The organism is Pleurocapsa sp. PCC 7327 (genome assembly GCF_000317025.1).
GTDB lineage: Bacteria > Cyanobacteriota > Cyanobacteriia > Cyanobacteriales > Microcystaceae > Hydrococcus.
The window spans coordinates 2,466,416-2,488,912 of sequence record NC_019689.1 but is presented as its reverse complement, the minus strand read 5'-3'; the positions used below and the strand labels follow the sequence as shown (position 1 = coordinate 2,488,912).

General features: G+C 45.7%; 22 protein-coding genes. 16 read left to right on the top strand and 6 right to left on the bottom strand.

Annotated features, from left to right (window positions below; genetic code table 11):
• Positions 1 to 175 precede the first annotated feature (175 nt).
• Positions 176 to 559: a DUF4346 domain-containing protein gene (locus PLE7327_RS11095; RefSeq protein WP_015143923.1), complete on the top strand. Its 384-nt coding sequence runs from the start codon at positions 176 to 178 to the stop codon at positions 557 to 559.
• Here PLE7327_RS11095 and psb32 read toward each other — a convergent pair.
• Positions 556 to 1,281 carry a photosystem II repair protein Psb32 gene (gene psb32, locus PLE7327_RS11090; protein ID WP_015143922.1) on the bottom strand — a complete coding sequence of 242 codons (726 nt, stop codon included), beginning with the start codon at positions 1,279 to 1,281 and terminating at the stop codon, positions 556 to 558. The two genes, PLE7327_RS11095 and psb32, sit on opposite strands and share 4 nt — an antisense overlap.
• Before the next feature lie 222 nt (positions 1,282 to 1,503).
• Here psb32 and PLE7327_RS11085 point away from each other — a divergent pair, with 222 nt between their 5' ends.
• The 5 genes from PLE7327_RS11085 (at position 1,504) to PLE7327_RS11065 (ending at position 5,775) form a co-directional block, all read left to right on the top strand.
• Positions 1,504 to 1,989 carry a photosystem I reaction center protein subunit XI gene (locus PLE7327_RS11085; RefSeq protein WP_015143921.1) on the top strand — a complete coding sequence of 162 codons (486 nt, stop codon included), beginning with the start codon at positions 1,504 to 1,506 and terminating at the stop codon, positions 1,987 to 1,989.
• A gap of 61 nt (positions 1,990 to 2,050) precedes the next feature.
• Positions 2,051 to 2,167 carry a photosystem I reaction center subunit VIII gene (locus tag PLE7327_RS11080; protein ID WP_015143920.1) on the top strand — a complete coding sequence of 39 codons (117 nt, stop codon included), beginning with the start codon at positions 2,051 to 2,053 and terminating at the stop codon, positions 2,165 to 2,167.
• Positions 2,168 to 2,363: 196 nt separating this feature from the next.
• On the top strand, positions 2,364 to 3,533 hold the full coding sequence (locus PLE7327_RS11075) for an anhydro-N-acetylmuramic acid kinase (protein WP_015143919.1): 1,170 nt from the start codon (positions 2,364 to 2,366) through the stop codon (positions 3,531 to 3,533).
• Positions 3,534 to 3,743: 210 nt separating this feature from the next.
• Positions 3,744 to 4,187, top strand: coding sequence for a hypothetical protein (locus PLE7327_RS11070; RefSeq protein WP_041393160.1), 444 nt, complete (start codon positions 3,744 to 3,746; stop codon positions 4,185 to 4,187).
• Between the two features lie 61 nt (positions 4,188 to 4,248).
• The gene (locus PLE7327_RS11065; RefSeq protein ID WP_015143917.1) at positions 4,249 to 5,775 is read left to right on the top strand and encodes a serine/threonine-protein kinase; all 1,527 of its coding nucleotides are present in this window, start codon (positions 4,249 to 4,251) and stop codon (positions 5,773 to 5,775) included.
• Between the two features lie 32 nt (positions 5,776 to 5,807).
• Here PLE7327_RS11065 and PLE7327_RS11060 read toward each other — a convergent pair whose 3' ends face one another.
• The gene (locus tag PLE7327_RS11060) at positions 5,808 to 6,422 is read right to left on the bottom strand and encodes a DUF2808 domain-containing protein (protein ID WP_015143916.1); all 615 of its coding nucleotides are present in this window, start codon (positions 6,420 to 6,422) and stop codon (positions 5,808 to 5,810) included.
• 423 nt (positions 6,423 to 6,845) lie between these two features.
• Here PLE7327_RS11060 and PLE7327_RS11055 point away from each other — a divergent pair, with 423 nt between their 5' ends.
• Together PLE7327_RS11055 and PLE7327_RS11050 are read left to right on the top strand one after the other, a co-directional pair.
• Positions 6,846 to 7,568, top strand: coding sequence for a DUF3120 domain-containing protein (locus PLE7327_RS11055; RefSeq protein ID WP_015143915.1), 723 nt, complete (start codon positions 6,846 to 6,848; stop codon positions 7,566 to 7,568).
• 34 nt (positions 7,569 to 7,602) lie between these two features.
• Positions 7,603 to 8,595: an adenylate/guanylate cyclase domain-containing protein gene (locus PLE7327_RS11050; RefSeq protein ID WP_015143914.1), complete on the top strand. Its 993-nt coding sequence runs from the start codon at positions 7,603 to 7,605 to the stop codon at positions 8,593 to 8,595.
• Positions 8,596 to 8,597: 2 nt separating this feature from the next.
• Here PLE7327_RS11050 and msrP read toward each other — a convergent pair whose 3' ends face one another.
• Positions 8,598 to 9,584, bottom strand: a complete 987-nt coding sequence (gene msrP / locus PLE7327_RS11045; protein ID WP_015143913.1) for a protein-methionine-sulfoxide reductase catalytic subunit MsrP — start codon at positions 9,582 to 9,584, stop codon at positions 8,598 to 8,600.
• 128 nt (positions 9,585 to 9,712) lie between these two features.
• Between msrP and PLE7327_RS11040 the strand changes: the two genes are divergently transcribed.
• Positions 9,713 to 10,636, top strand: coding sequence for a 1-acyl-sn-glycerol-3-phosphate acyltransferase (locus tag PLE7327_RS11040; RefSeq protein WP_015143912.1), 924 nt, complete (start codon positions 9,713 to 9,715; stop codon positions 10,634 to 10,636).
• A gap of 157 nt (positions 10,637 to 10,793) precedes the next feature.
• Here the strand turns inward: PLE7327_RS11040 and PLE7327_RS11035 are convergent, their stop codons facing one another.
• The 3 genes from PLE7327_RS11035 to PLE7327_RS11025 all read right to left on the bottom strand — a co-directional run bounded on the left by PLE7327_RS11035 (position 10,794) and on the right by PLE7327_RS11025 (position 14,944).
• Positions 10,794 to 12,014 (bottom strand): hypothetical protein, encoded by a 1,221-nt coding sequence (locus PLE7327_RS11035; protein WP_015143911.1) that lies wholly within the window; start codon positions 12,012 to 12,014, stop codon positions 10,794 to 10,796.
• Positions 12,015 to 12,223: 209 nt separating this feature from the next.
• A complete protein-coding gene (locus tag PLE7327_RS11030) occupies positions 12,224 to 13,888 on the bottom strand; it encodes a mechanosensitive ion channel family protein (RefSeq protein ID WP_015143910.1) in 1,665 nt (554 codons plus the stop codon).
• Between the two features lie 87 nt (positions 13,889 to 13,975).
• On the bottom strand, positions 13,976 to 14,944 hold the full coding sequence (locus PLE7327_RS11025) for a glycosyltransferase family 10 domain-containing protein (protein ID WP_015143909.1): 969 nt from the start codon (positions 14,942 to 14,944) through the stop codon (positions 13,976 to 13,978).
• A 446-nt stretch (positions 14,945 to 15,390) separates the two neighbouring features.
• Between PLE7327_RS11025 and ureG the strand changes: the two genes are divergently transcribed.
• From ureG to urtD, 7 genes are all read left to right on the top strand, one after another.
• The gene (gene ureG, locus PLE7327_RS11020) at positions 15,391 to 16,008 is read left to right on the top strand and encodes an urease accessory protein UreG (protein ID WP_015143908.1); all 618 of its coding nucleotides are present in this window, start codon (positions 15,391 to 15,393) and stop codon (positions 16,006 to 16,008) included.
• Positions 16,009 to 16,150: 142 nt separating this feature from the next.
• Positions 16,151 to 17,488, top strand: a complete 1,338-nt coding sequence (gene urtA / locus PLE7327_RS11015; protein WP_015143907.1) for an urea ABC transporter substrate-binding protein — start codon at positions 16,151 to 16,153, stop codon at positions 17,486 to 17,488.
• Positions 17,485 to 17,634: a hypothetical protein gene (locus PLE7327_RS24830; RefSeq protein ID WP_186005380.1), complete on the top strand. Its 150-nt coding sequence runs from the start codon at positions 17,485 to 17,487 to the stop codon at positions 17,632 to 17,634. The genes urtA and PLE7327_RS24830 overlap by 4 nt, the downstream gene beginning before the upstream one ends.
• Before the next feature lie 28 nt (positions 17,635 to 17,662).
• Positions 17,663 to 18,829, top strand: coding sequence for a branched-chain amino acid ABC transporter permease (locus PLE7327_RS11010; RefSeq protein ID WP_015143906.1), 1,167 nt, complete (start codon positions 17,663 to 17,665; stop codon positions 18,827 to 18,829).
• A 215-nt stretch (positions 18,830 to 19,044) separates the two neighbouring features.
• Positions 19,045 to 20,172 carry an urea ABC transporter permease subunit UrtC gene (urtC, locus tag PLE7327_RS11005; protein ID WP_015143905.1) on the top strand — a complete coding sequence of 376 codons (1,128 nt, stop codon included), beginning with the start codon at positions 19,045 to 19,047 and terminating at the stop codon, positions 20,170 to 20,172.
• Between the two features lie 37 nt (positions 20,173 to 20,209).
• Entirely contained in the window at positions 20,210 to 21,688 is a 1,479-nt protein-coding gene (locus PLE7327_RS11000) for an NAD(P)/FAD-dependent oxidoreductase (protein ID WP_015143904.1), read from the top strand.
• A 13-nt stretch (positions 21,689 to 21,701) separates the two neighbouring features.
• Positions 21,702 to 22,454, top strand: coding sequence for an urea ABC transporter ATP-binding protein UrtD (gene urtD, locus PLE7327_RS10995; RefSeq protein ID WP_015143903.1), 753 nt, complete (start codon positions 21,702 to 21,704; stop codon positions 22,452 to 22,454).
• Positions 22,455 to 22,497: the final 43 nt, after the last annotated feature.

The window sequence follows — 22,497 nt, the reverse complement described above, 5'->3', positions numbered from 1 at the left end:
ACTTTAGTTCTAGGCGTTAATGCCAAAGGTACAAGATCTGAGTTTAACTTCATCAAGCCTGCCTACAAGCTAGTTTGCCTGTAATGTCACTGCACCAACGACAGTTTGGGAATCGTTTGGAAAGTCGCATAATTTTCTACTATAGTAATTAGTCGATCGGGGATTTAATGACAAGATGAATCAATTAGCCGATACCATTACTTCTATCAATAACGAACTTTCCAAACGCCACATCGAACTCGATCCGGGCGGGTATTTTATCATTTATCTCGATCGCGAAGCCGGACTGATCTGCGCCAAGCACTTCACCAATATCATCAACGAAAAAGGCTTAGCCGTCGATCCAGAAACGGGTAAAGTGATTCCCGCCAAAGGAAAAGTCGAACGGACTGCCCAAACACTATACACTGGCAGAACGGCTAAAGAACTTTGCGTCAAAATTTTCGAGCAAACCCAGCCACCTCCCATCACGATGCTCGACCATGCAGCGTATTTAGGACGGGAATTCATGCGGGCTGAGTATGCTCTGATCGACGGGACAGAATACGTTCAGGATTAGCGTCCGGGTAAGCCGACGTACCAAAAGTAGGTTGCCATCGGAATTGCTGTTGCTAACACTAACAGCACCACAACCCAGACAGTTGCACTGCGATCGTCGGTTTCTTCTGCACTGGCAAAAGTACTCTCAATATTGAGTTCTTGTTGGCTGGGAGGACCGGGATCGGGTTGACCGGAGAGAACGGCGACCAAGCGATCGCTTGCCTCTAACAATGCCTGATTGTACTTGTTGCCTTCTCGCAGAGGAATGGCTACTGTTTCCGAAGCCACGCTCTTGGCAATTTCATCGGACATAATTGCTTTGACAGCTTCCCCAGTGCGAATGGCAGTACTATTTGTCAAAGTATCCATGACCAGTAGCGTCTCATTAGCCCGCTCCTCTGGAGTAGGATACCAGTTCGCAAACAGCTTGTCTGCGAAACTGTCAATCGTCTCGTCAAAGTCGAGGCGGCGAATAACCACCATCCTTACTTCATTGCCAGTTTTTTGGGCTAATTGCTTCAAAGCACTGCTCAGCTTGCCTTCATTGGCAAGGCTGATAACCTCCGCCGAATCGACCACCCAAGTTGACGACCCGACCCCCAAAGACGGCAGATCGTACGCTCCCGTAGCCTTGGCAGGAGCTGCCATTAAGCCTAATGCAAAAATAAAAGATAGCAAGCCAGCAAATAAACGCGCTAAAATCCGTTGTTTGCTATTGTGTGGAGTAAGACTCTGTTTCATTGTCCTTCATCCCAATATTAATCGATCCCAGATTATCATTGGTCATCGGTCATTAGTCATTTATCTTTCTGCCCTCTTCCTTAACCGAAGGATAGAGAAATTCATGAACTTTTCTAACGCTTAGACGAATTTTGACCGTGCGACTACCTGTCCATGCTTAAAATGGATTCTTGAGTTTTTCAAAAATTTCACTTTCTTAATAGAGAGGAGAACTCTAAAAAGATGGCTGATTACAAACAAGTAGTTCAACCTTATAACGGCGATCCCTTTACTGGTCATCTAGCAACCCCCATTTCTGCTTCCGATTTTACTAAAGCTTTTATCGGCAATCTTCCCGCCTATCGTCCGGGGCTATCTCCCCTCCTAAGAGGTCTAGAGATTGGCATGGCTCACGGCTATTTTATTATCGGTCCTTGGGTTTTACTCGGACCGTTACGGGATTCGGAGTTTGCTAGTCTGGGCGGTTTAATTTCAGGTTTAGCAATAATTCTCATTGCAACGGCTTGTTTAGCTAGCTACGGTCTTGTCTCTTTCCAAGGCGGACGAGCGATCGGAACCGGCGATGCATCGCTGAAATCCTCGGAAGGCTGGAGCCAGTTTACGGCTGGTTTCTTTGTCGGCGGCATGGGCGGCGCTTTTACTGCCTATTTCCTCCTAGAAAATTTAGGTGTTATTGATGCCATCATGCGCGGGCTTGTCAATAATTAAGTCTTTTTTGCATAGCAATACTCTTCTCGTAATCCTCAAACTTTAGATAGGAGAATTTGAAATGACAGGTACATATGCAGCTTCGTATTTACCTTGGATTCTGATTCCAATTGTTTGTTGGCTCTTGCCAGCCGTTGTCATGGGTCTGTTATTTATTTACATCGAAAGCGAAGCCTAATCTAGACTGCATTTATTGTCTGGTACCGAGTTAAAAATAACTAGGAGTAAGTACCCCACTTTCGTGGGGTATTTTCGCGAGATCGAGATAAAGTACGGACTTATAAATGTTTTTTGCCAAAATTTATCCTAAACTCTCAACTTTTCGCGTTCTTTTCCCTATAGTGTTGTTATCGGTCAAGCGAATAAGGAATTAAGTGTACTGCATTGGTTTAATAAGCGGCACCTCTGTCGATGGAATTGATGCTGCTCTAGTAGAAATTACTGGCACGGGGATCGAGCTACAAGTCAAGCTAATAGCTGAAGAAACCTTTCCCTATCCCATCGAGCTTAGAGAGCAAATTCTAGCGGTTTGTGGCGGACAATCTCTATCGATGGCAGAATTTGCCGAATTAGACGACGCGATCGCCACTCAATTTGCCCTAGCGGCACAGAAAATTCAAACGGGAAATCCCCCCGCACAATTAATTGGTTCTCACGGTCAAACGGTTTTTCATCGACCACCTTTTCTGGAAGAGAGAGAGAATCAATCCAAAATCGGTTATAGCCTACAACTGGGACGGGGAGAGGTCATTGCCAATCTGACGGGGATTCCCACCGTCTATAACTTTCGGGCGGCGGATATTGCAGCGGGGGGACAGGGCGCACCGATGGTTTCCAAAGTCGATGCTTGTTTGCTGAGCCATCCGACTTTGTATCGCTGCGTGCAAAATATTGGTGGCATCGGCAACGTCACCTATCTGCCAGCCCGCCAGCAAAACGACTGGGAGGAGTCGGTTTGCGGTTGGGATACGGGACCGGGAAACGCCTTACTGGATTTAGCAGTATCTAAACTGACTGGCGGACGGCAAACGTTCGACAAAGACGGCAATTGGGCAGCGCAAGGAATGCCAGCTCAGGAACTGATAGAGCGATGGTTAGCCCATGATTTCTTTCAACAATCGCCACCTAAGTCTACCGGACGAGAATTATTTAGCGAAGCGTATCTAGACACTTGTTGGCAGGAGGCTCAAATCCATCAACTCAGCGAGGCAGACTGGCTGGCAACTCTGACAGAATTCACCGTGGCTTCAATCGTCCACAGCTATCGCACATTTTTACCGCGAATGCCCGATGAAGTACTTTTATGTGGTGGCGGCAGTCGCAATCGTTATTTAAAACGACGTTTAGAAGAGAAATTAGCAGGCAAAGCGAAGGTTTTGACAACCGATGAAGTCGGAATCAGCGCAGATGCTAAAGAAGCGATCGCGTTTGCCGTTTTAGCTTACTGGCGCTTTTGTTGTTCTTTTCCCGGTAATTTAGTGCAAGTAACTGGAGCAAAACAACCCACATTACTAGGAGAAATTCATCTTCCCATCACGACTTAGATAAAACTCAAATTTTTTTTGTTGATTGTCATGGCGATCTTTTAAAGATTTTTGGGAATTCTATGATTGTAGATTTCTAAATTCGCCCCTCAAACCCGATCGCGCTATCGATCCATAATCCAATTCGAGTGAGGATTTTTGGCAATGTCTACCAGAACAGACCTTCTCGATCTAAACCTTAAAACCCAAGATGGGATAAGGAGTACTGCCTTGACGCACAGCTTTTTGATGGAAGCGGGACGTTGGACAATCGAAGGACATTGGCTAGAACGCAACGGGATCGTCTTTCCCGTTAAAGGTCGAACCATTGTTGCCTGGAATCAGGAAAACTGGTTCACAATGGTAACCAAAATCGTTTTTCCCGACAGCGATCGCCAAGAAATCTCCTTTGAGTATCGGGGTCGTCTCGACGAGGAGGAACGCCAGTACACCTATGTTCTACAGCAAAGTCTCTTGGGGCGAGTTGAAGGAGAAGGATGGATTGGGCCGGAATCGATCGTTCAACGATACTTGGTTTTAAGCGATCGCCAAAGGCGGAGCGGTTTTGAAACCTATTATCGAGTTAACGATAACACCTATCACCTTTCCGGTGGCATTCTAGCGGGGCATTTACTTGAATGTACCATAGAAGCCGTTTTGGAACGTCAGCCTTGAGACAGATTAATTAGCTATTGCTTTTAGAAACATTACTCACCATTCAGACAGTCGCCCGATCATGACGACAGATTCCAGACACCGCCGCTTACTCGCTAACCGCTATCAACTCGTTGACTTAGTTGGTAGCGGTGCTATGGGTCACGTTTATCGCGCCGAGGATAAAGTACTCGGAGGGGTCACTGTTGCCGTTAAATTCCTCTCTCAGGCATTACTCAACAACAAAATGCGCGATCGCTTCGAGCGAGAAGCTACCATTTCTGCCCAATTAGGCGAAAAAAGCATTCACATCGTTCGTGTCAGAGACTACGGAGTCGATGAGAGAGATATTCCTTTCTATGTCATGGAATACCTTCAAGGAGAAAGTCTCAGTGAAGTTATTAAATATCAACCTCTCCCTCTGCCGCGATTCTTAAAGCTAACTCGCCAAATTTGTTTTGGTTTGGAATGCGCCCATAAGGGAATCATATTTGGGGGCGAACTTTGTCCTATTATTCACCGAGATATCAAACCGAGCAATATTTTAGTCACGCAAGATTCTGCTTTAGGAGAATTAGTTAAAATCCTCGATTTTGGAATTGCCAAGCTGATTCAGTCTGGCGAATCGCAAACCCAGTCGTTTATGGGAACTCTCGCCTACTGTTCCCCAGAGCAAATGGAGGGCAAAGAACTCGACAATCGTTCTGACATTTACAGTCTGGGGATTATGATGTACGAGATGCTGACGGGCGAGATGCCGATCTTCCCAGAAAATTCCTCCTTTGGCGGGTGGTATGAAGCCCATCACTATGCCAAGCCTCAACCATTCAACCCTAGCTTAAAAATCCCTCCGGCATTAGAAGCACTGATCGTGAAGTGCCTTGCCAAATCGCCCCAGGATCGCCCACAAAGCGTCAGCGAACTGATCCAAGCTCTAGACGGGATCGATCCCATTTATCAAAATAATCGTCCAATTGCTCGCGAGTTGCCACCGACTTTAGAGCAGGATAAAACTATCAGCCGCAGTTCTCGCAGCTCTCTGGGTTCAACGAAAGATATTTGCCTGCAAAAATCCTGGCCCGAAGATAAACCCCAGCAAAAAATTGTTTTTCCTAATTTGATTCGCACTTCTGAGGGCATATTTACTAGCTTGTGGGTCATGCTGGATCGCCAAGACATTCACAATCGCATCGCCAGCATCCGCTATAACCAATTTCTCTTTATGCCCAATCCCCATCCAACGATTCTCTGGATAACGGTTCTCTATCACCGCGACTACGGTCCTCGGTGGTTGCCCTGTTATTTGGATCTCAAAACGCCTGCCGGCCAGAAATTAGCTAGGCTTTTAGCAGAGACTGGCTGCTACTGGATTTTGTTCTTTCCCTTAGAAAATCCCCAGCGATGCCAGCATGTGATGAAGTCTACTATCGCACCCAATCAATGCAAAATGTTGCTTGAATGGGCAAATACCAGTCAAATCGTCCAGCCAGGAAAGCCGCAAGTGACCAAAAAGCTACTTAAACAAGAACTAGAAAAGCTCAAACCTAAGATTGTCTCCAAACTCGAAGGACTTCGTACCACTCATACTACTGATGTTTCAGGGCTTTAGCCGATAGGATTTAGTTTTCAGCAAAAAGCGAGCTAACGGGGCATAAACTGCAACCGTGCCGTACCTAAATATAAACCGAGGCTATTTTCTCCTACTGGATAAGCCGTAACACCAAACTGATAGTTGCCGCCTCGGTCGGGATTGCGTAAAGCTTTTAAAGAAACCGTTACCGTCGTTCCGGGTTCTACAGGCTCGTCAAACGCTATAGTCACCGAGTTTTCTTCCGATGGCTCGCTCCCGCCAATACTAGAGAGAGCCAGTTGCGATCCCCCAGCAAAACTGTCGCCGATAAACGCTTTGCTTTGGCTGACATCAAATTTAATCCGTTCTGGACTGGGTTTCTGCGTAATCGTAACGGCGGCTAGCGCTTCTCCCGCATTTTTGGGAACTTCAATAGTAAACTGATAGGTTGTTGATGCGGCTCCTGGCGCGTTTTGGCTGGCAGCAGCCCGAATTAAGCGGGGAGATTTAAAAAAGACAGTCTGTCCGGTACTCAGCTTGTATGCGCTAGCAGGTAAATTCAACGGGGGGATAGAGATTAACATCCCCAACATTAGCGTACTTGCTGCTATCCGCACAGCGCTTTCGAAGGAAATCGTGCCAGTTTTTAGCGATAGCCAAGAATTGCGATCGGTCGTTCTAGACATATTTTACCTTCCTAAAGCTACCAGTGGTGTTTTAGGGCAGACGCACCATTGTTAAAAAGACTGAGAAAGTAGACTTAAGTCGTCAATTGTTATTTGATAAAAAAATTGAAAAAATGAAGTTTTTGAAAAATTTTTAGAAATCCTTAATCCTTAAATAATATTATAAATCGAATTCATCGAATCGGGGCGTTTGCCGATCGCATTGGGAATTGGTTAGTAGTTAATTGTCTCCCCCCTCCCCCAGTCTCCCCATCCTTAAAAAAGGATCCCCCAGTTATCCTGTCTCTCTTAATTGACTTACAGAAGGTCTTTCCAATTTATGCCCCATCTTTTATCCTTAAATATAAGGAATCTTGACCTATGGTATATTGAGATAGGTAAAGATAAGTAAAGAATATTAAAAACATTTTGATAAATCAAACCTTGGTTTCTTCCACGTCTTCTGTCACTTCCGCTCGCGCATTGCCATCAGGCAAAACTTCGCAGGTTCTATCTTTAACTCAAACGAGAGAACGTCAAGCTGGATTTTTTTTCTTAGCAGCAGCTTTTTTAGTTTCCGTTCCCGTCTTTATTCAGACTCCTCTGGTGAGATTATTTCCCTGGGTAAGTTTATTGCTGACAGGTGGATGGGCGATCTTAGGAATCGCGTTGCTTAAGCATCCGAAGACGCAAATCTGGGGAGATTTGCTGATAGGATTTAGTTGGAGTTGGCTGGCTGGCTCGATTTATTGGGGATGGCTGCGTTGGGAACCCCTTATTCATCTGCCTGTAGAGTCGATTGGCGTACCGTTTGCTTGCTGGTGCTTGTGGCGGGGTTGGGGAAAAATAGGCAACTGGTTTTATCTCGGTTCTTTGTTGGGGACTGCTATCACAGACTTATTTTTCTATTTAACTGGGTTAATTCCCTACTGGCGACAATTGATGCAAGTCAATCCCGCGTTAGCAAGACCGATTTTTCAAAGCGCGATCGCGCAAATCCAAACGCCTTGGGGCATCAGTTGGGCAGTCGTTTTAGTCGATTTACTGATTGTTGTGGGGTGGCGATCGCTACAAAAACCAGAATTACACTGGTGGGCATTTGCTGGGGCAGTATTGAGTACAATCTTAGTGGATAGTCTGTTTTTGCTAGCAGCGTCTATGAGTTAAAAAAGAAATCTATACTCACATCGCTCGCCTACCCGTGGAGAACCCAGGACAAAATCCATACTTGCTACTTCAAACAACTAGAGGTAACCGCTACCTACCATTAGTTGGCAAAACCTATTGGACGATCGGTCGCGGTAAAGATAATGATTTTGTTATTTCCGATAACTGTATTTCTCGCCATCACGCCATTTTACAGTCTATGGGGACGGGAGAATTTTTTCTGATCGACTTAGGCAGTCGCAACGGCACGTTTGTCAACGGACGCAGAGTCAGTATTCCGGTAACGTTACGGGATAGCGATCGCGTCACCTTTGGCAAAACTGACGTAGAGTTTCATTGTCCCTCTGCTAGTCGCCAAGCGCAAAGCTCTCGTCACAACTCAGATCGAGAAACGATGACCTCCGTGTTGCACGAGCGAAGACTGATGTCCGTGATGGTAGTGGATATGCGGGACTTTACCGTCCTTACCAGACAGTTAAACGAAGAGATGCTCTCATCGCTGATCGGCAACTGGTTTCGTCAAGCAGGAGATATCATTCGCGACGCAGGCAGTTGGGTAGACAAATACATCGGCGATGCCATCATGGCAATCTGGTTTCACGGACACGAAGAAGCTAAAAAAGAGGAACTGCTGCAAATTTTTCAGGCAGCTAGCGATCTCTATAAAATGACAGAGGAATTGAGCGCTCAATACCCGCTGCCTTTCCCGTTGAGAATTGGCACGGGAATCAATACAGGCTATGCTATGGTGGGCAATACGGGCAGCGACGAGCATCCAGATTACACGGCGATCGGCGATACCGTCAATGCAGCCTTTCGTTTGGAATCGACGACAAAAGAAATCGGGTTGGATATCGCGATCGGAGAGACGACTTACAGTTACCTATCAGAATTTAAGGAAGCTCAAGCGCTATTTCATCAGTCTGAAGTAACGCTCAAAGGATACGAAAAGCCGACCGTGACCTATGGCATCACCTATAAAGATTTAGAGCTATTTTTAGAAACCAACAGCATTACCTCTGCATAAAATTAAACTCGATATAAACTCGCAACGTACTCTCCATAACCGTTGTATGGTAAAGTTTCCTTAAATTCCCACGATAAACCCGGCCCTTTGCTGATAAATTTTTCAGTCGCTTGCGACCAACGAGGATGGGGTTTAGTAGGATTGACGTTGGCCTCAAAATCGTACTCCTTCGGTACGACCGTATTCCAAAAGGTTGCTGGTTGAGTATCGACAAACTCAATCTTGACAATCGATTTTGCCCCTTTAAATCCATACTTCCAAGGAAGTACCATGCGGATGGGCGCGCCGTGTTGTTTGGGCAACTCGCGTCCGTAAATTCCTACGGCAAAAAAGGCTAATTCATTCGCCATCTCTTCGATGCGCAATCCTTCCGTATAGGGCCAAGGAAGAGATCCTAAATGAAGACCGGGCCCTTTGGTCACGTCTGAGTCGTAAAAGGAGGTAAAGCGCACGAATTTAGCCGCTGAAGTGGGTTCGACGGCTTCAATTAACGACTTCATCGGAAAGCCAATCCAAGGGAGAACCATCGACCAAGCTTCAACGCAACGGAAGCGATAAATTCTCTCTTCGAGAGGAAAAGTTTTTTTGAGATCGTCGAGATCGTAAGTACGAGGATTTTTGACCAATCCCGTAACTTCTACTTGCCAATTTTCAGTTGGTAATTTTTGAGCTTTCAACCAGATATTTTTGGTGCTACCATATTCGTAAAAATTATTGTAACGTCCTGCCAACTCGCGATCGCAAATGGGGCGATCGACCTTGGCAAAAGCAGGATTGGTGTGAAAAGAGCTAATTTTCGGCAAATCGAGGCTGGCTGCCAATGCAGCTTCGGAAGAAGATTTTTGACATCCTGCCAGCGGAATTAAACTTGCGCCAATCCCAGCACCGACTAAAGTTTTTAGAAAGCGACGGCGATTGAAATAGATGGTTTCTGAGGTAATTTCGTTCTCTGAAACTTCCCGGGATTTTGGTATGCGGATAAAAGTCATATAAGCACAAGCAAAAACGATTAGCTCGGCGACGGGCGATCGCAGTTAGTAACTATATCTATAAAATTTAGACTAATCGGCTCTGTTTTTGCTAGCTAAGAGCCTGTTGGTGGGAAAAAACGAGAAAAATGGATGAAACACAATCGGATAGTTTGCCGCCCTTGACTGCCGCAACCATCAAACGGGCGCAAGAGGGACTCGCTGCCGCACGCGATCGCGATGTTCGCCATGCAATGGAGAAAACGCTCGATCGGCTCGATCCGCTTTCCCAAGAATATCCTGAATCTAGAGCCAGCGGTAGACTGCGACGCTTTGTGCTGCGATCGCTGCTCCATGCGCTCTTTCGGATACGGGTCGAACACCTCGAACGACTACCTAACGAATCGGCAATTCTGGCAGCCAATCACCTCAATTCTATCGATCCCCTGCTCCTGCTTGCCGAACTCCCCGCGCAACCCTACTACTACGTTTTCGGTGATGGTCGCGCGCTCTACAATAAGTGGTGGAAGCGCCAAATTCTCTCTTTTGCCGGTGGGATCGTTCCTCTAGATCGTTGGTGGAAAGAGGAGAAGGCGGTCATCGAAGGGGCAAAACGCGATCGCGCCGATCTCGTCGAGTTAGCTAAAAGCATCGAACGAGATGTCCCAACAGGAAGTGACATGCCAACCCTACGACAACTCAATCGCATCGCTCGAACAATTTTGATGCGTGGGGAAGGGATTATCCTCTTTCCTGAAGGACGCTTGGGAACTGCCGAAGGGAAATTATACCTGCCACTAAAACGAGGGACATCAATTTATGCGTTACAGGCTGGAGTTCCAATCGTACCTGTTGTACTGATTGGAACACAAGATCTTTATTTGTGGAAAGAATTAACCATTCGGTTCGGAGAACCATTACGTTTTCCCCAATCGAAGCGACCGAAACGCCAAGAAGTAGATGCTGCTTTGGAGGCGTTGCAAGCTGCATTGGTCGCACTCTTGCCAACAGACTACCAGGAACCAGAAGGACTGAAACTTTGCCGTTACTTTCTCAACCATATGTTATGGTAATTCAAATAATTTATGGCGATCGCGCCCTCAAATTAAAAGGAAAAAGGAAAAATTTATTGCCTCAAAAATGACAATCGCCCTCACCCCAACCCCTCTCCCAGAGCGGGAGAGGGGCTTTCAACCGAAGACTTGTAGCATTTTTGCATGTAAAGAGATATTATCTTGCATAAGTAGGAATCCAGCCTCCTGGAGGAGTCAGATCGAGCAATTCGGGATGGCGGGAAGCTCGTCCAGATAAGAGAAAAATCTGGCCTCGATAAGCCCACACTCGCAAATCCGCCCACAAACGAGCATTTTCTTGCATTTTTGGCAGTCGCAGCCAGGACTTGGGAACCTTTTTCTGGGCGACATAAGGCTTTCCCTTCTCGATCAGTCGGCGCAATCGCGATCGCCCCACCTGCGAACTGGTCAAAACACCGTGACTAGCAAAGCTATAGAGAGGCTTAAAGAAAAATTCCTCCTTGCGAGATGCGATCTCGTCAACATTGCTTTCTCTGAGCAAGTAAGTTTCTGGGACATGGGTACTCAGACAAATTCGCTCCTCCGGTTGAATACCTAATTCTTTATCCCAGTGAGGCAGAGAGAAAAACTCTAATAATCGCTTATCGCTGCGAGTAATGTAGGTAAAGGGATTAGGAGCTACATACACTTTGCCTGCCGCGTAGGCAGCACGCAGGGACGAGAATACATCGGCTTGCCAGAAAAAATCAGTCGAGCGGTTGACAATAAAGGAAACTTCCTTTCCTTTAGCTAGTAGTCGCCGACCATCCCATTGAGTTTCTGTCGGGGAAGCGATTTCTACCTGCCATCCTCGATTCCGCCAGAGGTCTCGCATCAGTCTCAGTTCTGACTGAAACTTACCTCGCTCTAGCGATTCGGCATCGTCGAGAATGAGAAATATCCCTCGAGGAAATTCTCCATAAAATCTTCTGGCTTCTTCTTCGACGAAGCTGGCTACTAACTCGCTTAGGGCAGAAAATTGCAGTGGAGGTTGGATATCGGCGCGTTTTTGTAGGTCGGCTATTTCATAAAAAGTCGCGTTAATTAATCCAGCCAAGAAAAGCCCAGAACCGTTGTCATTGAATTCGAGCGCTTGCCAAGCAAACGGACGTTCGGGCGGCAGATGAAAATCCCAGGCGCTAAAAAAACAGACTTCTGGACGGGGAGAACGGGCGATTTCTGGGGCATCGGTCGTTACTGCTTCTTGCCAGGTAGATCTTTGTGTCACGCGATCGAAGATGCGAATAAAGGTGCCTATTTCTGTCAAAATTGACTGGGGAATTTCTTGATGATGCGCAACCACAGAAAAGCGATGGGGAACTTCTGGCATGCCTGCTTCTCTGAGCTTGGCAAAGAATTTTTCTTCCAGAATAGTCATTGGTCATTTGATAAAGGATTTTGGAATCCCCCCTTTATCCGCCCTTAATAAGGGGGTTAGGGGATCGGTTAGTATTTAATGGTTAGTAGAGGCAAGTTTATCTAAAAACCCTAGAGATTTATCTACAGTTACTGCAAAAAAACTGCCCGTACAGTAGTTAGTGATTAATTGTCTCCCAGTTCTCCCCACACTCCCCACAATCCCTGGTCTCAAAAGTCTCCCACTCCTCCGTTTTCTACCTTCCGTCTTCTGTTCTTACTTGTATACTGCCTACTAAACCAGACTTGCTGCTGCGGCACAGGCAGAGGAATTTCGGCTTGCTCGAACTTTATCTTAATGCGACGGCGAAATTCGCGCGAGACATCCCATTGTTTGAGCGGTTGGGTTTTGATCCAGACTCGCACGATTGCCCCGCGATCGTCAAAGCTATCTACGCCTAGGACTTGGGGAGTTTCTAGGATCTGTCGCCGCCAACTGTCATCTTGGCTCATTTCCTGGGCGACGAGGTTAATGTGTTCTAACGCCCTATCTAAATCTGCTTGATAGGCGACAGGGATCGTAATATCTGCTCTCGACCAATAGCTCGATAGATTGGCAACTATCTCAATCTTACTATTGGGGATGGTAATCAATCGCCCTTCTGCATCTCGAAGCTGGGTAATTCGTAGATTGATATTTTCAACCAAACCGCTTGCGTCCCCAACGCTAATCACATCGCCTACGGCATATTGATCTTCGAGGATAATCAAAAATCCATTGATGGCATCTTTGATTAAGTTTTGCGAAGCCAGGGAGACGGCAACGCCGAGAAGTCCCACGCCAGCGAGTACGGGGGTAATATCAACGCCGATCGCTGCAAGAGCGACTAAAATACCAACCCCAATCCAAAGAATCGTGACGATGCTTCTGGCTACGACAGAGATAGTTTTGATGCGCAATTGCACCCGGCGATCGGCTTCTAGCGGAAGCAAATAGTCGCTAGCCAGAAAGGAATTCAGTTTGGCGATGAAAGCGTAACTGAGGCGAATAAAAATATAAACTAACGCGGCAATGATAACTATTCGCCAAGGAATTTCCAGAAAATTGAGAATCTCAATTTGTAAGATGCGGGTGTAGGGAAAGAGTCCTAAAACTAGCAGTAAGCCTCCGATCCAAATACCTATTTGAATTAGCTGTAGGAGTCGATGTTGAACTTCTTTGAGATTCCATTGTTGCCGTTGCATCAACTGAGTTGAAATCGGCTGATGATTGGAGAGATGAATTTCAGGAGAAATAAGCTTTTTTGACTGCTTGAGTCGCTTTTCCCGGCGACCAATTATCCAAGTCAATAAAAGCATGACTCCCAATAAACCGCCAGCAATGATTCCTTGACGGATAAGAAATTCCGATTGTCGTTCTTGTTTGGCTCGTTTTAATCCGGTTTCTAATTGTTCGACAATCTCGCTGGCTTTCGTTTCGAGATCGATCCCTTCGCGTCCGGTATCCAAATTGGTAACGCTCAAAAGTCGAACTTCGCGATCGCCGACGGAAATATAAATATTCGGTGCGTTATTCTCGATTCTGCTCTCAACTTTCAAGGATTCGGCATTGCGATTGAAATAATCATCGCTGATATCTTCCAATCGCTGTTCGATCTGATCGACTCGTTGGGAGAGATCGGATTTGGGTGAGGCAATTTTAAACAAACAACGTCCGTCGAGGCGAATACAATAGGAAACCACCAAATTATCGGCGTTTTGGATGAACCAATTTGGCGTTTGTCCGAAATTGGGTAGGGAAAGCTGCGATCGCGCTGGCGATATAAACACAGCGATCGCAACCATTGTGCTGACGATGAGTGCAAACCTTTTTAAAATGCGTTTCCTAAGTGCCATGAATCGATTTCTCGCAGTTGGAAAAATAAGGGTTCAAGACAATATCTTCCTCCTACGGAAGTCTCCGTTGCTAAGATTTACCCGATCTCAAGAGAATTTTCCGACAAAATCGGATAGCCATGCTAGCAAATTGAGCTTGTGAAGAATAATCTGTCTTGCTTGGGCGATCGCGTCTTTTGCCTCGTGCCATGCATCTAAATTCGCCGTCACTTCTTTGATGTAAGCCATTCCTCGTTCGTCCAAACTCGGCAATCTTAAAAAACTTCCCGGCGGCAGTAATTTATCCGCAGCCGTCCCCCCATAATAGAGCGGCAGGCACCAAGATAGCAGAGCATCCCAAAGCTTTTCGCTGGCATACCATTCATTGTCTGCATAGTTTTCGATCGCGAGATTGTAATAATAGGGAGCCATGGCACTCCATTTGTTATCAACGCTGCCGCAACCATTTGCCCAATCTGGCAAACCCCGTCCGTACAAATCGAAGTCGATCTCATTTTCCCTCAGAAGCTTGAGGAAGTCCAAACGCTTGCGATGATTTGCCGTGCGATCGATGCCAGAGGTAATCCAACTACACGATCGCGTTTTCTCTGGCGCTCCCATCTCGTTCAACTCGCGGAAAGAATTGTCTACGTACCAGATGGCTGGCATGTAGTCGGGATTGGGCGCAAAATTGTCGGGCCCGGACACATAGCCGCAATACTGGCTTGCTGCTTGATAATTCGCCTTGTTTTTGGCGATGACTTCTTCTAAGGGAGGTTCTCTTAATAGGTAAATAATTCGTTCTTTAGAAACGCCTCTCATCAACGAAGAAAAGTCCGGTTGGGTAGGAGGTTTTTTCTGAGTTCGCCAGCGTTTCCACCAAGGAAGAGACTGAGGTTTAGGCGAGGTAAAAAAGTCAAATTGATACAGAAGCAAAAAATCAGGCTTATCTGCTTTCGCCAGCATTTGCATATTTCGCCAGAGTCCAAAAGGATAGGGGGTTTGCTTCCATAACCAATCTGCGCGATCGCTCAGTCCTCGGTAGCTGCTTAGCATCCCAACGATTTTTTGACTCACGCGATCGCCCCTTTATCCGGTGAAATTGTCTCGTCTATTGTACAGCCAATCGTTCATCTCATAATACCAAGCACATCAATATGCTTATCCGTGTGAATGCAACGAGGCAATTACGCGAGATCGCTACAGTCTAGTTGCTATTTATCTAAAATTTTAGGCAATTTCTTTTCCTAGTCCTAAACACCATAAAACTTAAAATACTTTTCAGGTATCGAAGCATATACTAAATTAAAATACAATGGTCTTTTAGACTATCAAAAGTCCGATTTGGAAAATATACAGATCGGACAATCAAAGAAATTTTAAATCCTCAAAAAATCAAAATTTTAAAAACAAAGCTCGATAGGTTGTCTGTTAACTCTATTGATTTATTTTAAAATTTAAATTGCATAGTTTTGAGGACGAAATAATATTAAATTATCTTTTGATTTAGGAGGCGATCGCCGATGACAGCTTTTCGAGTAGGAATTGCAGGACCAGTAGGTTCGGGAAAAACTGCCCTGTTAGATTCCCTGTGCAAGTCGCTGCGGGATACTTATCAAATCGCTGTCGTAACCAATGATATTTACACGAAAGAAGATGCCCAATTTTTAGTTCGTTCCCAAGCGCTAGATGCGACTCGGATTATTGGCGTAGAGACGGGAGGCTGTCCTCATACCGCCATTCGAGAAGACGCTTCTATGAACCTAGCCGCGATCGAACAGCTTGAAGATAGCTTTGCGAATCTAGACTTAGTTTTTCTAGAGAGTGGCGGTGACAATCTAGCGGCTACTTTTAGTCCCGAATTAGTCGATCTGACTATCTATGTCATCGATGTCGCAGCAGGCGATAAAATTCCGCGCAAAGGCGGACCCGGTATTACCAGGTCGGATCTTTTAGTTATCAATAAAATCGATCTCGCTCCTTTCGTCGGTGCCGATTTAAACGTGATGGAAAGAGATGCCAAAAAAATGCGAGGCGATAAGCCTTTTGTCTTCACGAATTTAAAAACCAAAGAAGGATTGGAGACGGTCAAAGACTTCATCAAACTTCATATGGGAGCGCAGATATTAACTAAATCTTAAACTTAAGAAAAATTGTATCTAAAAATACAATGCACTGGATCGCCTAGCTTTACTATTCTCAATCGGTCTAAATTTGCGTTTTCTGGGCGCCGCAACTTTTAGCTTAAACAGAATTTCACAAAGGATAATCAATTTATAAACGATGAAAAAGCGATTGGGACGACGAAAATTTATAGTCTATGGTTCTGCTACTTTAGGAACTAGCTTATTGCTTAAGGCTTGCGGGGGCGGTGGCGGAGACACCACCACAACAGCCCCACCAACAACGCCAACCACGGCTGCAAGTCCTGCTGCCAGTACTGGTAGTACTGGCGACACGATTAAAGTGGGCATCCTTCATTCTCTAAGCGGTACGATGGCGATTAGCGAAACTACCGTCGTAGAAGCCGAAAAACTCGCGATTAAAGAAATTAACGAAGCTGGGGGCGTTCTCGGCAAGCAAATCGAAGCAATCGAAGAAGATGGTGCCTCTGACTGGCCCACCTTTGCAGAAAAAGCCACCAAACTAATCGATGAAGATAAAGTCGTCACCGTCTTTGGTTGCTGGACTTCGGCAAGTCGCAAAGCCGTATTGCCCGTATTCGAGTCAAAGAAACACATGTTGTGGTATCCCGTCCAGTACGAGGGACAGGAATGTTCTCAAAATATTTTCTACACGGGTGCAGCGCCCAACCAACAGATCGAACCTGCCGTTGATTGGCTATTGAAGAACAAGGGAAAGAACTTCTTCCTAGTCGGTTCTGACTATGTTTTCCCGCGTACTGCTAATACGATTATTAAAGAACAACTCAAAGCCCAAGGCGGCAAAACGGTAGGCGAAGATTATCTTCCTCTAGGCAATACCGAAGTTACAGCCATCATCACCAAAATCAAACAGGCTTTACCCGATGGCGGCGTGATTTTCAACACCCTCAACGGCGACAGCAACGTTGCATTCTTCAAGCAAATTCAGGCAGCGGGATTGACTCCAGAAAAATATCCCACCATGTCCGTCAGTATCGCCGAAGAAGAAGTCCGACAAATCGGGGCAGAGTATCTTGTCGGTCACTATGCTGCTTGGAATTATTTCCAAACCGTAGACACGCCTGAAAATCAAAAATGGGTTGAGGCATTTAAGAAAGAGTACGGCGACGATAGAGTCACCAATGACCCAATGGAAGCCGCTTATATCATGGTTTATCTCTGGAAGCAGGCAGTCGAAAAAGCGGGATCGACAGACTTGGAAAAAGTTCGCGCTGCTGCTATCGGACAGGAATTTGCCGCGCCTGAGGGGAAAGTGAAGATGAACGTCAACCATCATATTTCCAAGACGGTACGCATCGGTCAAGTTAGAGATGACGGTTTGTTTGACATCGTTTGGTCGAGTGACGGTCCCGTCGATCCGGTGCCGTGGAATCAATACGTTCCCGATACCAAGGGGTACGCTTGCGATTGGACAGATCCTAACAAGGGCGGTAAGTACAAAGTCGAAAAAACTTGATTCAGCCATCGGCAACCAGCGATCGCGAGAAAGTTTGTAGCGAACAGAAACCGATCTGCGATCGCTATATTCCTATAACCAAACGGCTGGTGACTGACGAGCCGACGTTTTTTCCTCTCAGATGGCGCGAGAACGTCGGTAACTAATAACTAGAAAACGGATGGCCAAATAAAAGTGTCTGCATTACTAGAAGCTTTATTTAACGGCATTAGCATTGGTTCGGTGCTGCTAATTGCAGCGCTGGGGTTAGCCATCGTCTTCGGACTGATGGGCGTAATTAACCTCGCCCACGGAGAATTAATGATGCTGGGAGCTTATACGACCTTTGTCGTACAAAATGTCTTCAAATCGCTAGGCGAACCCTGGTTTAGTTTATATATTTTCTTTGCCCTGCCCATGGCTTTTTTGGTGGCGGGGTTGGCAGGGTTAGCGTTAGAAAGGGGAGTGATTCGCTTTCTCTACGGACGACCTTTAGAGACGCTACTGGCGACGTGGGGCGTGAGTCTGATCTTGCAACAATTCGTCCGTAGCGTGAATTGGCTTTTGGTCATTAGTATCGTTACCTTCTGCCTGCTGTTTTTTGGCGGTTGGTGGATTGTACACCGCCGTCTGGATTGGGAAAGGATTCGAGGTTGGGCGATCGCAATTTTACTGGTTTTATCCGGCGCGATCGCAACGGTAACGGGAATGTTAATAGCACAAAGCAAGCAATCGGTCTTAATCAGACCTCTGTTTAGTGCCAGAAATGTTAACGTAACCGCACCGACTTGGTTGAGAGGTGGGTTTACCCTTTTAGGGTTCCAAGTCCCCTACACGCGACTGTTTATCATTGTCTTAACGATCCTCTGTCTCGTCGGGACATATTGGTTTTTAAACCGTTCTAGCTGGGGATTGCGCATTCGTGCCGTAATGCAGAATCGCTCCATGAGCGCTTGTTTGGGGATTGCGACTAACAAGGTAGATGCCCTGACATTTGCCTTGGGTTCTGGACTGGCAGGTATTGCTGGCTGTGGGATTAGTTACTTGGGTTCTGTCGGGCCTAATACCGGACAAGCTTACATTGTCGATACTTTTATGGTAGTCGTCGTCGGGGGAGTCGGCAATTTAGTTGGCAGCATTGTTGCCGCGATGGGAATTGGTATTCTCAATTACCTCATCGGTAGCGGAACTCTGGCATTGATACTATCACCCGTAGCATCGCTCAAACCAGTGACGGATTTCTTTCTCTTCTTCGCCGATAGCAGCATGGCAAAGGTGATGATTTTTGTCTTGATTATTGCCTTTTTGCAAGTTAAACCCGCCGGACTCTTCCCGCAAAAAGGACGCACGGCTGAAATCTAAGGGTTGTCTCAAGTGTCATGTTGAACGAAATCTTAGCGGAATCCTTTGCGCCTTTGCGTGAGATAAAAAAACCTGATGCAACAGGTCTAAAATCTCGGCGAAAAACCTAGATTCTTCCTTACGTTTGACTCCACTCAGAATGACACCAGGAATTTTGGGGATATCCTCTAAATTCTGAAGTATGAATTCTAGAAAAAATTACTCTGGAAAAATTGATGAAACTTGAGAGTATTAGAAAGCGAAAAAGACTACTACTTGAAGTGCAAATACTTTTAGCAGTTGTCCTGATTTTAGCGATCGCAATGCCATTATTGCTGCCAGCTTTTCGCCTAAAAATTCTGGGAAGGATTCTATCGCTTGCGATCGTAGCGTTAGGAATCGATTTAATTTGGGGTTATACCGGATTACTTAGCTTGGGGCATGGCATCTTTTTTGCTCTCGGCGGCTATGCTTTTGCCATGTATCTCAACTTGCAACTGCCGCAAGGACAGTTACCCGAATTTTTTAGCCTTTATGGAGTCAGCAAACTGCCTTGGTTTTGGCAGCCTTTTTATTCGTTTCCGTTTACGATGGTTGCGATTATTTTAATTCCAGGAATCGTCGCTGGTTTGCTAGGGTATTTAATCTTTCGCAATCGCATTAGAGGCGTTTATTTCTCCATCCTCACCCAGGCAGCACTGTTAGTTTTTTTCAATTTCTTTAACGGGCAACAGAAATTAATTAATGGAACTAACGGACTCAAGACGGATACGCAAGCGATTTTTGGCGTTCTTGCCAGTTCTGCGGGCGCACAAATAGCATTTTATGAATTTACCATTTTATTGGTAGTTCTGACTTATTTACTTTGTCGTTGGCTGACTAGCGGGCGTTTTGGACGATTATTAGTTGCCATTCGCGATGATGAAGTACGGACTCGTTTTTCGGGCTACGATCCGACTGGATTTAAAGTATTAGTTTTCGCCATTTCTGGTGCGATCGCAGGCATTTCTGGGGCACTTTATACCGTACAAACTGGCATTATTACCCCCAAGGCAATGGATGTGGCTTTTTCGATTGAAATGGTCATTTGGGTTGCCGTCGGCGGACGGGCAACGCTGGTTGGGCCGATTATTGGGACTCTTTTAGTGAGATGGGCGCAGACGCTTTTGAGCGAACGATTTCCCGAAGTTTGGCTATTTTTCCAAGGGGCATTATTCTTAATCGTCGTAACGGTGCTTCCCGATGGAATTTTAGGGGGATTGAATCAATTGCGATCGCAATTGGGTTTCCGTCCGCGTCTGGTAACCTATCCGAGTATAGAAGAAGCGCCAGAGGTGCAAAAGGAAAGAGAGGAGATTGGTTAATCTAGAAATTGCTGGCAAAAATTTCTGATTTGCTATCATGCTTGCTAACGAATTCTCAACTTCCTCTCGAAAAAACGTATTAATTGTTGGCGGAGGTTCAGCAGGACTTGCGACTGCATTAATGCTAGCCAAACGAGGCTGGACGGAGATTACAGTACTTGAAAAACGTCCTGCCGCCGATTACTACGAACCAGATAAATCATTCAACTATCAGATTGACGGTCGAGGTCAAAAATTGACCGACTTCCTCGGACTTACCCAACAGCTTGCAGAAATTAGCGTTCCCAATACAGAATTTTACTTAACGCAGATTAAAGCGGATGGTAGCCGAAAAACTTCCAAATTACCCATCGTCGATCCTAACCGGAAAACCGCCTATTGGCTGCCACGCAGAGCATTTGTCCTGTTGCTATACCAGGAAATCCAACGCAATTGGCAAAACCAAATCACCGTGCTGTTCGATACCAGGTGCGATCGCATCGACAAAACAGCAGCAGACCAACTGAAAATTGTTGCCAATGCCGAGAACGGTAGAGTTATTGAATTTGAGCCTTATCTTTTGGTTGGTTGCGATGGGGTTAACTCGATTGTCCGAAACGCTTTGCAAGAGTGGGACAAATCGGACAGATTTGAGATGAAACGTTTCCCCTCGCATAGTTCGGGTTTGAGGTATAAAGTCTTAAGCTTGCCGCCGAGGTTTCCTCTCGATGCTAACGGCGAGGAACGCGCCGTATCCGACATGGCATATGCCATTCGCGGGTCTTTTCGCGATCGCTTGCGATCGCTATCCCTCGGTTTATTGCCCCTCAAAAACCCAAATGAACCCCGTACTGCCAATATTATTACGCGACCCAACCACGAGATCTGGAAATTGAAAAGCGGCAAAGAAGTGTGCGACTTTTTAGAGAAAGCCTTCCCACAATTGCCCGTGCGTCAAATCCTATCCCCCGAAGAATGCGATCGCTTTGCCAAAAGTGAAGGCGGTTACTTCCCCGAACCCCAATACTGTTCTGGGTTGTATTTCTTGCCCAGACAAGCGCGAGCAGACAAAGATCGGTCTACTGCCGGCATAGTTCTCTTAGGAGATGCCATCCATTGCTTTCCTCCAGACATCGGACAAGGGGTAAACTCGGTATTAGAGGATGTGTGCGTTCTCAATGAGGCACTTTCTCAGAGTAATGACGACCTTTCGCATGCCCTGCCTCTATACGAATCCTTGCGATTTCACGATGTTAAAGCTTTGATCCGTCTTGCCCAAACGGCTTTTCCCTGGCAATACAATCAAGATGCCCTTGGCAAGTGGTTGTGGGGGATCAACTTTTTCCTCCGACTCGCACTTAGTCGCTTGTTGCCTTTCGGATTTAGTCCTCCAGCTTTCTTTCTCATCCAGAATCATCGACTTTCCTATCGGGAAATTTGGGTTATGGCTCAACGTACTACCCGAACTCTGTATGCACTTAGTTTGATACTTATCTGTGTTTTTTGGGCTTTAGTATTCAGGACAGTTAACATTTAAACGCTAATCAAAAATGAATGAAAAAATATTAGAAATAGAAAATTTAACGGTTAGTTTTGATGGATTTAAAGCACTCAATCACTTAAACTTCAGCATGAATGCTGGAGAACTGCGAGTGATTATCGGCCCTAATGGTGCGGGTAAAACCACCTTTCTCGATGTAATTACAGGCAAAGTTCAGCCAACTGAAGGAAGAGTTATCTTTAAAGGACACAATTTACAACGAATGCCAGAACACAAAATTGCTCGCTTGGGAATCGGTCGAAAATTTCAAACGCCAAGAGTTTTTTTAAATTTAACCGTTCGGGAAAATTTAGATTTAGCTTGCAATCGCAATAAGAATGTTTTTTCTACCCTATTTAGTCATTCTTCCTCAACTGAAAATCGAAATGTAGCGGGGTTATTAGAAACCATCGGATTAGAAGCGAAAGCAGATTTAAAAGCTGCTTTACTTTCTCATGGCGAAAAGCAACGACTAGAAATCGGCATGCTAGTTGCTCAGTCGCCCAATTTATTATTAGTTGACGAACCCGTCGCTGGTTTAACCGATGAAGAAACCGAAAATGTAGGGAATTTACTACTAGCCTTATCAAAAGATCGTTCGATTATCGTCATCGAACACGATATGGAATTTGTGCGACAAATTGCCCGTCAGGTAACGGTTTTACATCAAGGTTCCGTTTTGTGTGAAGGAAGCATGGATGAAGTGCAAAATGACCCTCGCGTCATTGAAGTTTATTTAGGAAGACAAGAAGATAATTATTAACAGATTATCAATCCAAAATCCAAAATCCTTTCATCAAATGACC